The 14,008-nt window shown below is 63.7% G+C and carries 10 protein-coding genes; 6 read left to right on the top strand and 4 right to left on the bottom strand.

Annotated elements, in window-relative coordinates; all coding sequences use genetic code 11:
• Positions 1-53 precede the first annotated feature (53 nt).
• Positions 54-2,141 carry a type III secretion system export apparatus subunit SctV gene (sctV, locus tag BLO80_RS08310; RefSeq protein WP_092329561.1) on the bottom strand — a complete coding sequence of 696 codons (2,088 nt, stop codon included), beginning with the start codon at positions 2,139-2,141 and terminating at the stop codon, positions 54-56.
• Positions 2,138-3,265, bottom strand: a complete 1,128-nt coding sequence (sctW, locus tag BLO80_RS08305; protein ID WP_092329808.1) for a type III secretion system gatekeeper subunit SctW — start codon at positions 3,263-3,265, stop codon at positions 2,138-2,140. The genes sctV and sctW overlap by 4 nt, the downstream gene beginning before the upstream one ends.
• A gap of 317 nt (positions 3,266-3,582) precedes the next feature.
• Here sctW and BLO80_RS08300 point away from each other — a divergent pair, with 317 nt between their 5' ends.
• A complete protein-coding gene (locus BLO80_RS08300; RefSeq protein WP_092329559.1) occupies positions 3,583-4,119 on the top strand; it encodes an RNA polymerase sigma factor in 537 nt (178 codons plus the stop codon).
• Positions 4,116-4,712, top strand: coding sequence for a GNAT family N-acetyltransferase (locus tag BLO80_RS08295; protein WP_092329556.1), 597 nt, complete (start codon positions 4,116-4,118; stop codon positions 4,710-4,712). Before BLO80_RS08300 ends, BLO80_RS08295 begins: the two co-directional genes overlap by 4 nt.
• Positions 4,713-4,817: 105 nt before the next feature.
• Here the strand turns inward: BLO80_RS08295 and BLO80_RS08290 are convergent, their stop codons facing one another.
• On the bottom strand, positions 4,818-6,032 hold the full coding sequence (locus BLO80_RS08290; RefSeq protein WP_092329554.1) for a cytochrome P450 family protein: 1,215 nt from the start codon (positions 6,030-6,032) through the stop codon (positions 4,818-4,820).
• A gap of 157 nt (positions 6,033-6,189) precedes the next feature.
• On the opposite strand from BLO80_RS08290, the gene BLO80_RS08285 reads away from it, so the two are divergent.
• Positions 6,190-7,335: a serine hydrolase domain-containing protein gene (locus BLO80_RS08285; RefSeq protein WP_371914568.1), complete on the top strand. Its 1,146-nt coding sequence runs from the start codon at positions 6,190-6,192 to the stop codon at positions 7,333-7,335.
• 42 nt (positions 7,336-7,377) lie between these two features.
• Here the strand turns inward: BLO80_RS08285 and BLO80_RS08280 are convergent, their stop codons facing one another.
• The gene (locus BLO80_RS08280) at positions 7,378-8,502 is read right to left on the bottom strand and encodes a transglycosylase SLT domain-containing protein (protein WP_092329547.1); all 1,125 of its coding nucleotides are present in this window, start codon (positions 8,500-8,502) and stop codon (positions 7,378-7,380) included.
• A gap of 158 nt (positions 8,503-8,660) precedes the next feature.
• Between BLO80_RS08280 and BLO80_RS08275 the strand changes: the two genes are divergently transcribed.
• The 3 genes from BLO80_RS08275 to BLO80_RS08265 all read left to right on the top strand — a co-directional run bounded on the left by BLO80_RS08275 (position 8,661) and on the right by BLO80_RS08265 (position 13,983).
• Positions 8,661-9,152: a type III secretion system chaperone family protein gene (locus BLO80_RS08275; protein WP_092329544.1), complete on the top strand. Its 492-nt coding sequence runs from the start codon at positions 8,661-8,663 to the stop codon at positions 9,150-9,152.
• Positions 9,153-9,162: 10 nt separating this feature from the next.
• Positions 9,163-11,295 (top strand): type III effector, encoded by a 2,133-nt coding sequence (locus BLO80_RS08270; protein ID WP_092329542.1) that lies wholly within the window; start codon positions 9,163-9,165, stop codon positions 11,293-11,295.
• 282 nt (positions 11,296-11,577) lie between these two features.
• The gene (locus tag BLO80_RS08265; RefSeq protein ID WP_092329539.1) at positions 11,578-13,983 is read left to right on the top strand and encodes a penicillin acylase family protein; all 2,406 of its coding nucleotides are present in this window, start codon (positions 11,578-11,580) and stop codon (positions 13,981-13,983) included.
• The last annotated feature ends 25 nt before the right edge of the window (positions 13,984-14,008 follow it).

The following is a 14,008-nucleotide window of genomic DNA, read 5'->3' as shown; positions in this document are numbered from 1 at the left end:
ACGACCAGGCCCGTGAATGCACCTGGCATTCTTCAAGTGAGCACACCGCTGCGTCAGGCGGCGTTCTCCACCTGCAAGTGCTCCTGCTCCAGATCGAAACGTCCCAGCACGTTCACTTGGGCATTGCTGTGCAGCTCGCTGTAGGCAAGCACTGGCACGTGATTGAATTCGTCGCGCAACAGGTCGCGCAGCGGTGCCCTCAGGTCTTGGGCCACCAACAGCACGGCGACACGCTTGGCGCGCAACGGGAAACCTTCGCGCAACTGCAGCACCAACGCCCGGGTGTGCACGCTCTCCAAGGCAAAGAAAGTTTCTGTCTGGGTCTGGCGCAGCGCGTCGCGCAACAGGCCCTCGGTCTCCGGCGTCAGCAGCCAGACGTGCAAGCCTTCTTCGTCGCGGTACTGGTGATAGATCTGCGCCTTCAGGGCGATGCGCGCATAGTCGGTCAACGCACCGACGTCACGCTCGTGTTGCCCATGTTCGATCAAGGATTCGGCGATCAGGCGAACCGCCCGCAGCGGCACGCCTTCACCGGCCAGGCGCTGCAGCACCGCGGCGAATCGCGCCAACGGCATGGTTCTCTGCAGCTCCTGCACCAACTCCGGCTGGCCCGCCTCGAGCCAACTGAGGATCGATTTGCTTTCCTGCAATCCGAGGAACTGCGGGCCGGTGGCGAACATGGCGCGGCTCATCCGTTCCACCAGCAGTTCAGCCGCAGACACGGCCTCTACACGTTCGTCCGCCAACAGCGGATCGTCGGGTAGCAGCCACAGCCACTGGTACTCGTCGCGCACTTCGCTGCCGATCTGTGCATCCTGGGGTTCGAAGGGCAGCGGTCCGCGGGCCACGGCGACACGCTCTCCGAACGTGGCCCGCAACATCGGCACTTCGTGCACGCAGAAACGAAACTCGTCGTCCTCCAGCACCGCGCTGTATTCGATCTCGAAGGGCGGCAGGGTCAGGCCAAAGCCCGCCACCAGCCCGTTACGCTTCCTGCGGATCGCCTGGACGACCTCTTCGACCGCGGGGTTGCCCTCCAGCGCCTTGGAAAACTGCAAAAGGTAGGCACGGGTCGGGTCGAAGCTGCGCACGTCTTCAGCACCGTTCTGCTCGGGGGAAACAACCTTGGCCGACGCGTCGCCCTGGCGAGCCTGGCGTGCCCGCGCCTGCAACTGAACGATGCCGGCGGTCCCGGTGATCAGGGCAATGACGATGAACACCGTCGTTGGCATGCCGGGCAACGCGGCAAAGCCGAGCATCCCGACGGACGCGATCACCCAGGCCTTGGGCTCGGCGGTCAATTGCCTGGCGATTTCCTTGCCGACACTGCTCCCCGCCGACTGCCCCTCTGGCGATACCCGGGTAATGATCATGCCGGCGGTGAGGGAAATCAGCAGTGCAGGAATTTGCGCGATCAAGCCGTCGCCGATGGTCAGCACGGAATACAGGTGCATCGATTCGGAGGCGCCCATGTCGTGCTGCATCATGCCCACCGAGAAACCACCGATGAGGTTGATCACGACAATCACCAGGCCGGCGATGGCATCGCCCTTGACGAATTTCATCGCCCCATCCATCGCACCGAACAGCTGGCTTTCCTTGTTCAGTTCCTCTCGGCGGCGACGGGCTTCGTTGACATCGATCAGGTTGGCGCGCAGGTCACTGTCAATGGACATCTGCTTGCCGGGCAACGCATCCAGGGTGAAGCGCGCCGCCACTTCGGCGACACGCTCGGAACCCTTGGTGATCACCAGGAAGTTGACGACCGTCAGAATCAGGAAGATGACCAGCCCGACCGCAAGGTTGCCACCGACCACGAAATTGCCAAATGCCTCGACGATGTGACCGGCGTCGCCCTGGAGCAGGATCAGGCGGGTGGTCGCCACCGACAAGGCCAGCCTGAACAGGGTGGTCAGCAGCAACACGGCCGGGAACGAGGAAAACGCCAACGGCCGGGGCAGGTACAGCGACAGTACGATCAGCAGGCAGGAAATGCAGATGTTCAACGCGATCAGCGCATCGACTACCGCGGTGGGCAGCGGCAGGATCAGCATGAAGACAATGCCCAGCACCACGAACGCCCCGGCCACCTCGATGCGCTGCACCGCCCCGCTGGCGATTTTGTTCAACAACGCGATCATGAGCGTGCTCCCGGCAGCGCGGGGGCGGTCTGCCCGCGAGTCTCGCCGCGTGAACGCTCATCGAGCAGCACCAGCAAATTCTTCAGCGCGGTCTGCCGGCTCTTGCCATCGCGCCAGAGCACCAGTGGCAAACGCTTGAGCATTGCGTACAACCCGTTCAGCGAAACCAGTTGGTCCCGCTCCTGGTCGCCGCCCAGCTCACGCCCGAGGCGGCGCACTTCCGCCGACGACAAGCCGCCGGTGGCGATGCCCAGCATGCGCTGCAGCAGCAGTACGGCGGTGAGCTGGCCGGACGGGCAACGGCCGGCCAGTTGCTCCAGGAGCTGTCGGCAACTTTGCAGGACACTGCTCAACTGAGTCGAAGTGGACAGGCCAATCAGCAACGTACGCAGCTTGGCGGTCGGCCTCGATGGGGTCTGCGCGGCGATGTCATCCGCCAAGGCCCGGCGCATCATGTCCAGCCCCGACACGAACGCCGTTTCACCGAACAGGCCGAGCAACGCTTGCATCATGGTCGGCAGCGACTGCTTGAGCACCACGGTGTCGTAATAGAGCCGCCGTACCGCCTGACGCAACTCGGGGTCGCCTCCCGAAGCACGCAGGGCCTCGGCGATGTTCATGCCCGCCTGGATCTCTGCCCCGTACCGTTCACGCAGCCGTTGCAGGTAGTCGCGGGCACGCTTGGCCTCGACGAGACGGCCCTGCACCTCGGCGTCGCGCAACGCTTCGCGCAGGATCAGGTCGGTACGAGCCGGATCACCACCCGTGGATTGCAACACTTCTTCGAGCACCGGCTCGCCGTAGAGCAACACACCGGCCTGGGCGGCCATGGCAGCCAGGCTCTGCTTGCCCGGGTGACCGAGTTGGTCGTACCACTCCTCCAACTGCGCGCGAGTCTCGACCCGCGCCTGCCCCACCTCGCTGCGGGCATTACGGATGCGACGCTGGTTCAACGCCTTGGTGTTGCGCTCCACATGATGGCTGAAGGTCATGCCGACCTCTTCCATCGAATTGGACTGCACGACCTGGGACATTGGCTCAGGCTTGCCCAGACCGACGACAGCCGAGGCCGCCTCGGCCAGGTTGACGGCAATGCGCATATTTGTCGGTGATTCTACTTTCATGATGACCATGAGCGTGGTTTCGGACGCTCAGTGGGTGGCGGCGATCCAGCATTGAGTTCCATCGTCGGCCAAGACCTGCGCCGACGACTTCCGGAAGGTGGCGGCCCGCCCTTTTTCAATCGCCCGAGCGGTGCAAATTCATGCAGTGGAGCCCGTACCCGCTGTGCACGCACTTGCACAAAAAGCGCTGACACCCTCAACAAAAAACCTTATTTATCAGAGAGATAAATTGTCAAAAGGCATTGGCACAGGTCCTGCTCAAGGGGTCACGTCGGCATCCGCTCGACGCTACGGAACCTAATCAGAGGGATACATTGATGAGCAGTCTGAAATTCATGCCCCCCCCGCATACGTCCCCGCCAGGCTTCACCTTCGGCGAGGAACGCAAGCTGCGCCTGTTCGTGCACAAGCGCGTGCTCAACCAGGATGACGCCGACGACATCGTCCAGCTCACTTACCTGGAGGCCTGGCGCAATCAGGAAAAATTCAAAGGGATGGCAAAGCCGGACACCTGGCTGTGCGGTATCGCCCTCAACCTTATCCGCAACCATTTCCGTCGTTTCTATGCACAGCCGCCGCTGAGCGTTTTCGACGAAAGCGAGTTCAACGAACCCGGTAACGACATCGACCTGAGTGAGCTGTGCGAGAACCATCGGCTGCTGGACCGCACGCTCTCGGCCATGGATGCGCTGCCCAAGGACATGCGCGAAACCCTGTGGACCGCCGTGGACACCGAGAGCAGCTACCGCGATGCCGCCGAACGGCTGGGCGTACCCATCGGGACCGTGCGCTCGAGACTGTTTCGAGCGCGTGAACAACTCAAGCGAAGCGTCTACGGAGAAGCCCAGCCATGACCAGCAACCGTTTGAACAGCCGGCCCGACCTGCCACGTGGCGTTCGCCGATACACCCAAGACGATCTGCCGACAATGACCGATATCTTCAACGAAAGCGCTCTGGGGGGCACCAGTTCTCCCGTGCTCAGAGCGTTTTCCCTGAAGGAAATGACATTCTTCATCGAGTGCTTCGTCAAGGAAGGCGATCCGATCTATGTGCTTGAACGAGCCGGCGAAGTCGTCGCCTGGTTGATCGTCAACCGCTTCAGTTGGGGTGCCCAGGCCTGCCGATTGACCGGCGAAGTGTCGATCTATGTTCGTCACGACCACATTGGCAGCGGCGTGGGCATTCGCCTCGGCCAAGCTGCGGTGATATTGGCCAGGCAGTATGGTTTCGAGACGCTGGTGGCCTGGATCATCGAGCACAACGAAGCCAGCAAGCGCGGTGTGCAAGGGTTGGGGGCGACGCAGTGGGGCCGCTTCCCGGGCATCGCCCGGTTCGCGGACAGCCGCGCGGATGTCGTGCTCTATGGGTTGCACCTGGCACCCGCCGACACGGCGCCAACCCTCCCATTCACCCACAGGCGGAGCACCGAGGCCAGCCTGGCTTGAGTCCACGGCTCACCCGGCAGGTTGTCGGGCGAGCCGTTTTTTCTGTACGCATGAGCCAGTGCCACTTTCTGCACAGCCACCGCTCACGCATTTACCGACGACGCTTCAGTCCGCCAGCCAACACACCGGCAACGCCTGCGGCCCTCTGAAATTGGGCACATAACGCCAGCGCAAGGCGCCAGGATCGACAGCCAATCGCAACCCGGGGCAGCGCCGAAGCAAGGTGTTCAAGGCAACGACCAGTTCCTGCCTGGCCAACGAGGCGCCCAGGCAGTGGTGGGTGCCTTTGCCGAACGCCATGTGCGGGCAGACCGGTCGATTGATATCGAGCTTTTCCGGATCGGCGCACAGCCCTTCGTCACGATTGGCCGAACCCAACACCGCCATGACCATCTGGCCGCGTTGCAAGCGCTGCCCGGCCAGCTCTGTGTCCCGGGTGACGAAGCGGATCATGGCCCGCTCCACCGACGAGTCGAAGCGCAACAGCTCCTCCACCGCATGGGGCATCAAGGCCGGCTCGTCACGCAATCGAGCCAACGCCTCGGGATGCTGCAGCAGTGCGTGGACGGCATTGCCGATCATCGACGCCGACGTTTCATGCCCGGCGATGATGAGCAACGCGATCATGCTGCACAGCTCGCTACGGCTGAGCATGCTGCCCTCTTCCTCGACCTGCACCAGTGCGGAAATCAGATCATCGACCGGTCGTGCCCGCCGCTGGTCGATCAAGGCGAGCATGTAGGCGGCGAACTCGCGGTAACAGCGCTGCAACTCGCTCACGTCCAGCCCCACCTGCTGGACGATCACCTGGGACCAACGGCGGAAGTCATCGCGGTCTTGCGCAGGGACGCCGAGCAGCTCGGCGATGACCGTGATCGACAGCGGGAATGCATACTGGCTCACCACGTCCATTTGCCCGTCCGGCGCCACGGCATCCAGCAACGTCTCGGCGATCTGTTCGATCCGTGGGCGCATGGCGGTGACAGCCTTCAGCGTGAAGGCTTTGTTCACCAGGCGACGCAAGCGACGATGAGCCTCCGCGTCGCGGTTGAGCATGTGGTCATTGAGAAACGCGATGGCTTGCTCGCCGTCGGACAACGCCATGAGCGGCGCGCCAAGCCGGGACGGGTCACGGGCAAAACACTCAGGGTCGAGCAGCACCGTCTCGACCTCCTTGGCACCGGTGACGTACCAGATCGGCAACTGCCCTTCGGGCTGGCTGAGAAACACCGCGGCCTCCTGGCGCAGTGCCGCGTAATGCCGATACGCCTCGTCGCGAAACGCGTCGCTGTTGAAATCAAGGGTGCGCTCGTAAGCCATCAACACTCTCCAAAGACATGGGCCGTTGCCCCTGAGTGGCACGGCTGGCGAAAAAGACTCCATCGCCGGCTGTCCAATCGCCCCCTGAACCGTTTGCACCGTCGCAGTCACTTACGGGAAACCACCCCACCCCCGCGGAGCCGACATGACGCGCACACTGACAATCCATGGGCAATGCGCCCCTTGCTTCGAACCGGTCAGAGAGGCCTTTATCCAACTGATGCAGAGCCCGTTCGAACGCGGCGCGGCCCTGTGCATACAGGTTGACGGCGAAACCGTCGTCGACTTGTGGGCCGGTATTTGCGGGCCGGAACCGGACACGCCTTGGCAGCGCGACACGCTGCTCAATCTCTTTTCGTGCACCAAGCCTTTCACGGCCGTGGCAGTCATGCAGTTGGTGGGCGAAGGACGCCTGGAGCTGGACACCCCGCTTTGCCACTACTGGCCGGCCTTCGCCAACGCCGGCAAAGCCTCGATTACCCTGCGCCACGTGCTGTGCCACCGCGCCGGGCTGCCGGCATTGCGCACCTTGCTGACACCGGAAACCCTGTACGAATGGGACACCATGACGGACCTGATCGCCGAGGAACGTCCCTGGGCGGCGGCCGGGGAGCGGCAGACGTATTCCCCCTTGCTGTTCGGCTGGATCCTCGGCGAGCTGCTGCGGCGGGTAGATGGCCTGCCGCCGGCGCAGAGCATCTGCCAGCGGGTGGCGGCACCGCTCGGGTTGGATTTTCACCTTGGCCTCGACGAGGCGACCATCGGGCGCTGCGCCTACATGGCTCGAACCAAGGACGAGATCGACGATGAAGCCTTCGGCCGGGTGCTCCAGTTCGTGCTCAACGAACCGACCGCCATGAGCGCGCTGGCCTTCGCCAACCCGCCGATGGTGCTGGGGCGCAGTAACGAAACCGGCTGGAAGCGCATGACCCAGCCAGCGGCCAACGGGCATGGAAACGCCCGCAGCCTGGCGACGTTCTATGCGGGCCTGCTCGACGGACGTCTTTTGGAGTCGCCGCTGCTCAATGAAATGCTGCGCGAACACAGCGCCGAGTACGACCCGACGCTACAGACCCCAGCGCGTTTCGGCCTGGGCGTGATGCTCGAACAGCCGCATGTGGCGAACGGCAGTTATGGCATGGGCGCCTCGGCCTTCGGTCATATGGGCGCTGGCGGTACCGTCGGTTTCGCCGATCCTGAGCGCGGGGTAGCGTTCGGCTTCGCCTGCAATACCATTGGCTCTTACGTGCTGATGGACCCGAGGGCACGACGCCTGGCCAACGTCGCGACAGATTGCCTGTAGTTCGTCGGATGAGGGCTCGCCCAGGGACAGGGCGAGCGTCGTTCACGCCCCTGGCGGGACCGCCGCGTCCGCCACTTGCGTGGCGGCCGTACCGGTATTGACCGGAGTGCTGCGCGAGTCTTCGCCGATGACCCCGTGGGGGTGTGCCGCCCTGGCGATCATGTCCGGTTGTGCCAGCAGCCGACGCGACGCTTCCATGGGCATCAGCAATTGCCCACGGGCCCGACCGCGCCCGGCGGGGTTGAGCATGCGCAGCTCTCGTTCGTGCACACCGGACAGCACCGCCAGGTGCGCCAGGTCCACCGGCTGCTGCAGAGCGACCATCTGGAAATACGGCTGGTCGGCGATGGGCACCAGGTTCACGCCATATTCAGCCGGTGTATTGACCAACTGGGACAACGCCAGCAGCCGCGGCACATAGTTCTGGGTTTCACCGGGCAGCGAGAGGTTCCAGTAGTTGGTCGCCAAGCCACGGGCCCGATTGCGGGTGATGGCATCGCGCACGCGACCTTCCCCGGCGTTGTAGGCGGCCAGCGCCAACAGCCAGTCACCGTCGAAGTAATCGTGCAGGTACGACAGGTAGTCCAGGGCCGCGCGGGTGGACGACGGGATGTCCCGGCGCTCGTCATAGTCGCCAGCCTGCTGCAACTGATAGCGACGCCCCGTGGCCGGGACGAACTGCCAGAGGCCCATGGCCTGGGCGGGGGATTGGGCGTTCGGATTGAAGCCGCTCTCGATGGCCGGCAATAAAGCCAGCTCCAGCGGCATGTTGCGCTTGCTCAATTCGCCGACGATGAAGTGCAGGTACCGGCTGCCGGCGCGCCCCGTCTGGGTGAGAAACGCGGGGCGCTCCATCAACCATCGGCGCTGCTCGTCGATGCGCGCCACGCCTCGGGTCTTTGTCTGCAAGGAAAACCCCTGGCGCATGCGTGCCCACAGGCCACCATCGCCTTGCGCGGGCAATTCGTCGATCTGGACCAGCGTGTCCGTGGGCGCCGGTTCGAGCCAGCGCAACTGCGAACGGTATGGCTCGCGGGCAGCCGGATCGCCGATGGTCAACTGCGGCTCGAGGTGCTGGCAGCCATACAGCAAGGTGCCCATGGCGAGCATGGACAAACCTTTGGGGACGAAGCGCAGGGCCGGCGAACGTGCGAGTGAACGGGACATGTGCGATCAACCTTGAATGAGGTGGCGCCATTGGGTGGCAGATCACCGGGCAGCGGTTCCACCCGCCTGCAGTGGAGGGGAACTGAAATGGCGCAGGTGTCACTCACCTTGGGCTAGCGGGCGCTCGTCGGCGCCGGCACGACAATGCGAGGTCAATCATGGCGTCACCCATCTATTGCAAACTGATCGATCAGCTTTGCGAACTCACGATGATCCCTACTCCGTCAGCGTTCTACGAACAGGCGAACCTGTCGGTCAAGGATGTCGACTTTTCCTTGAAACACACCCCAGGCGTCGGCGAGGGCGACGTGTTCATCTACTGCAGCTTCGGGCCGTTGCCTGTGGCGAATCGGGAAGCCGTCCTGCAAAGGCTGTTGGAAACCAACCTTTATCTGCTGAGCGGGGCGTTCTGCCCGTCGCTGTCCTACAACCGCGACAGCGAGCTGGTCATCCTGATCGGGCACGTGCCCGTGGACAACCTCACGGCCGAGCGCCTGCTCGGGCTGATGGGCGGTGTCGCCGACATGGCGCTGATCTGGCGCGACGGCTACTTCTTCGACGGCCCCGTCACGGGGCGCGACGCCAAGCCTGCCCAGGCGCCAAACCCCATCAAGCGTCATTCAGGACTCAACAACGCTCTGTCGCTCTAGGAGAAATACCATGGCAGTTTTATACGTAAGCCTGAACCAAGGCCCGGCAGCCTTGAGCCAACAACAGAACGATGAAATCAGACCGGTGGGAGGCAGCCTCGCCGAGCAGGTCCGTCCCTCCACGACGCCTTTGGTGCCCTTCCATTTCACCGGTAGCGCTAGCGAATCGACGCAGCAGGCCTTCGCCAGCAAAAAGCCCCGCCTGGAGGGACTGATCGGCAGGCTGGGCAAAAAAGACCCTGAAGCTGATCCCATAGGCTTCGCCCGGGCGTACATGACCCTGGAAGGCAAGGCATTGAGCTATGCGTCTGGAACGAGTTATCAGGAGATGCACCAGCACCTGGCCGAGCTGGGCGGCACGAACCACCCGATGCTGTCGGGCCGCGAGGAAACCGAAGCCTTCATCGCCGACCTCAACGATTACCTGAGCAAGAGCGAAGAGGCACGGGCCGCCAGCGGCGGCTTCAAATCCGTCTGGCATGCCCATTGCACACGCGTGGGCGAGACCCTCGGGGCCTATCATTCGTTGTGCCAGGAAGTCATCGACAACTCCCAGGGGCATGAGGACCTGCCGCACCTGGTCAGCAGCCACGCTGCCTTCCGGGACTATGCCAAGGGTGTCGTGAAAGCCATGGGCGAGGAGATGCCCGCGCGCCTGAGCACGTTCCTGAACAGCCGCATCGCCCACGCGCAACAGGCCGCGAGCAACGCTGCCCTGCCCAAGGCCGAACAGGACAGGGCACGAGATCAACTGATCCAGTTGCAAGAAGTGCGCACAGAGTTCGGTGAGTTGCTGGAGAAGGATGAGGCCAAGCCAACCACCCCAAGCAAGCTGGAGAAGGTTACAAAGGAAAACGAAGGGCTGGACACCGCGCTGAAGAACGTCGCCCGCCAGGACCACGTCGCCCAGCTCAAGACCCAGACCGGCTTCGTCACCGGCCTGGCGGTCTTCCTCGATGCGGGGATCCCCCAGGGCATCGCGTCCGCCGGTCACTTCGGCGCCGCCACCTCGGCAGCCGACGAGTTGATGGAGAATGCGTCCTATGGAGCACAGGTCGCTACGACCTCGGTCGTCCTTGGAACCGCTCACAAGGTGATCAGCGACGGCATTCGTCCGTTTGTCCAACTGGTGGTCGACAAGACCATCGGCAAGGGCCTGGCCAAAGTCGACCCACTGGCGGTGTACCCCAAGCCTTTGCCGGAAATCACCGTGAACGGGCGCCGGGTCGTCAACCCTCAACTCTCGGAGCTCGACGTTTCCCAGGCGCAAAAACGCAATGAGTTCAAACTGGCACAGAATGCCAACAACTTTGGCACCCCGAGCGGTGACTTCACCGGTTACCTCGCCTTCGGCACCGCCCAAACGGTGCGCGACGTGCTGGACCTGTTCAGCTCGATAAGCGCCTCGGGCCACATCGCCCGCAGCACGGCTTCCGGTGTAGGCGGCTTCGGAATGGCGGGCGTCCAGGCCGTGGCGAAATATGCGCAGGTCCATGGCGAAGAGCAGATCCCGACCTACCGGGTCACCACGGAAAATCGGGACTGGGGCGAGCTGCTGCCCAAGGCACTTTCCGAAGCCAAGGATAAACTCAACCCTCTGAGCATCACCAACCTCAGCGACTACGCCAACCGGATCCTCGGTGCTAGCGAAGGGATCGCCCTGCGAAACCTGGTGCGTGACGCGTCCGAGGCGGGCGAAGACGCCACAGTGGAGGAAAAAGTCGTGCAGCTGGTTGCGACGTTCGTCAACTCCGGCGTGACCCTGTTCCCGTTCTTTCCCAACGCCGTGACAGCCCCGCTGGAAAACAAAGCGTTGAATGACGACAAGGACGACCTCGCCCTGCGTGCAAACGTGGCGCTGCTGAACACCCTGCATCCAAATAGCGAAATCCACGCCCACACCCAGCCGGATGGCTGGAGGCGCAACCTGGAGAACGCCTACCGCGTGGGCCGCGGCTTTACCCAGATCATCCCCCAGACCACTGTCGCGCAACTCAACAAAGGCGCCGACAAGATCCAGCAATTGGCCACAAGACCCAAGAACCTGCCTGCGGGCGACAACGTCGAACTGGCGGAGCGCGGCCAGACGCAACCCCAGGGCAATCCGCCTGGGGAAGGACAATCCAGCACGAAACCCGCCTGATGAAACCGTCGGGCCATTCCCTGGGGATGGTTCGACGCTCATCGATTCCAACTCCCCTCCAAGACCGGTCGCAGGAACGATGCTCCTGCGACCGCCCTCCCTACGGCGTTGACCGCCTATACTGCGGCCCGTGAAAGCGCCACCGTGGGCGTCCTGCCCAATCAGCGACACATCCGCCAAAAGGTGCGACGCCAGGGAAATCGCCTGGGCGCAACGGTGCGCGTGGACACGGCATCGTGTTAAAGAAGCAGCAGGCATGCTGTCACTCCACAAGGAATCACCATGAAACGCACCCTCATCGCCTTCCTGTCACTGGTCGTCACCGCCATCATCGTCGCGGGCGGCTACCTCTACAGCAAGCAGCCCACCCGCCAGGGCACGGTGCAGGTGCCGGGACTGCAGGGCTCGGTGACGGTGCGCTACGACGAGCGTGGGGTGCCGCACATCCGCGCCGAGAACGAAACCGACCTCTACCGCGCCCTCGGCTATATCCATGCCCAGGACCGGCTGTTCCAGATGGAGATCATGCGTCGCCTCGCCCGGGGCGAGTTGGCCGAGGTGCTGGGGCCAAAGCTGCTCGACACCGACAAACTGATGCGCAGCCTGCGCATTCGCGAGCGCGCCGCGGCCTATGTGACCGAACAAGACCGGCAATCCCCGGCCTGGGCCGCCATGCAGGCCTACCTGGACGGCATCAATGCCTACCAGGACAGCCACACCCGGCCCGTGGAGTTCGATGTGCTGGGCATTCCCAAGCGCCCCTTTACGGCTGAAGACACCGTGAGCATTACCGGCTACATGGCCTACAGCTTCGCGGCGGCGTTCCGTACCGAACCGCTGCTGACCTACGTGCGCGATCAACTGGGCGCCGAGTACCTGAACATCTTCGACCTCGACTGGCAGCCCCAGGGCGTGCTGGCCGACGGTCCCAAGCGCGGCCTGCCCCTGGCCGCCGCCGACTGGAAAGACCTCAATGCCCTGGCCCGCCTGAGCGAACAAGCCCTGGCGGAAAACGGCCTGCCGCAATTCGAGGGCAGTAACGCCTGGGCGCTCTCCGGCAGCCGTACCCAAAGCGGCAAGCCGTTGCTGGCGGGCGACCCGCATATCCGTTTTTCCACGCCGTCGGTGTGGTACGAGGCGCACCTGTCCGCGCCGGGTTTCGAACTCTACGGGCACTATCAGGCCTTGATGCCCTTTGCGACGCTGGGCATGAACAAGGATTTCGGCTGGAGCATCACCATGTTCCAGAACGACGACCTGGACCTGATCGCCGAGAAGGTCAACCCGGACAACCCCGAGCAGGTCTGGTACCGCGACCAATGGGTGGACATGACCCGCAGCGAACAGCAGATCGCGGTCAAGGGCCAGGCGCCGGTGACGCTGGTGCTGCGCCAGTCGCCCCACGGTCCGATCGTCAACGATGCCCTCGGTGCGAACGCCGGCAAGACTCCGGTCGCCATGTGGTGGGGGTTCCTGGAAAGTCGCAACCCGATCCTCGACGCCTTTTACCAGCTCAACCGCGCCGATACCCTGGCCAAGGCCCGTGGCGCCTCGGCCCAGATCCATGCCCCTGGGCTGAACGTGGTGTGGGCCAACGCCAAGGGCGATATCGGTTGGTGGGCCGCCGCGCAACTGCCCAAGCGCCCCGCTGGCGTGAAGCCCGGGTTCATCCTCGATGGCAGCAGCGCGGAGTCGGAAAAGGAAGGCTTCTACCCGTTCAGCAGCAACCCCCAGGAAGAGAACCCGGCGCGGGGCTACATTGTCTCGGCCAACTTCCAGCCCGTGCCGGCCAGCGGCATCGAGATCCCCGGTTACTACAACCTCGCCGACCGAGGCCAGCAACTCAACCAACAGCTCAGCGACAAGCAGGCGAAATGGGACATCCAAAGCACCCAGAAGCTGCAACTGGGAACCACCACCGCCTACGGCCCTCGCGTGCTCGCGCCGTTGTTGCCGGTGCTGCGTGAAGGGGTCAGCGACCCGCAGGAACGCAAATGGGTGGAACAACTGGCCCAATGGCCGGGCGATTACCCGCTGGACTCCATCAGCGCCACGCTGTTCAACCAGTTCCTGTTCAACCTGGCCGACGCCGCCCTGCATGATGAACTGGGCGATGGGTTCTTCGAGACCGCGCTGTCGACCCGGGTGATCGACGCGGCCCTGCCACGCCTGGCGGCATCGAAGGATTCTCCGTGGTGGGATGACCGCACGACCCTGGGCACCGAAACCCGTGCCGACACGGTGAGCGTCGCCTGGAAGAAAAGCCTGGCGCACCTGCGGGCCACCCTGGGCGACGATGCCACGCAATGGCAATGGGGCAAGGCTCACACCCTGACCCATGGTCATCCGCTGGGCCAGCAAAAGCCGCTGGACCGTGTCTTCAACGTGGGGCCGTTTGCCGCCCCTGGTACCCATGAAGTGCCCAACAACCTCTCCGCCAGGATCGGCCCGGCGCCGTGGCCGGTAACTTACGGGCCTTCGACCCGGCGCATCATCGACTTCGCCGACCCAAGCCATAGCGTCACCATCAACCCCGTCGGCCAGAGCGGCGTGCCGTTCGACAAGCATTACGAGGATCAGGCCGAGGCGTACATCGAAGGGGTCTATTACCAGGCGCACCTGGCCGAGGAAGAAGTGGTCGCCAATACCCGCGCAACCCTCAAGCTACTGCCGGCCCGGGCCCCCTGAACCGGGCGTGCCGATCTTTTTCATC

The organism is Pseudomonas sp. NFACC56-3, assembly GCF_900100025.1.
GTDB lineage: Bacteria > Pseudomonadota > Gammaproteobacteria > Pseudomonadales > Pseudomonadaceae > Aquipseudomonas > Aquipseudomonas fluorescens_AA.
Note: the sequence above shows the minus strand (reverse complement) of the source record. Positions and strands in the feature narration are given on the sequence as shown.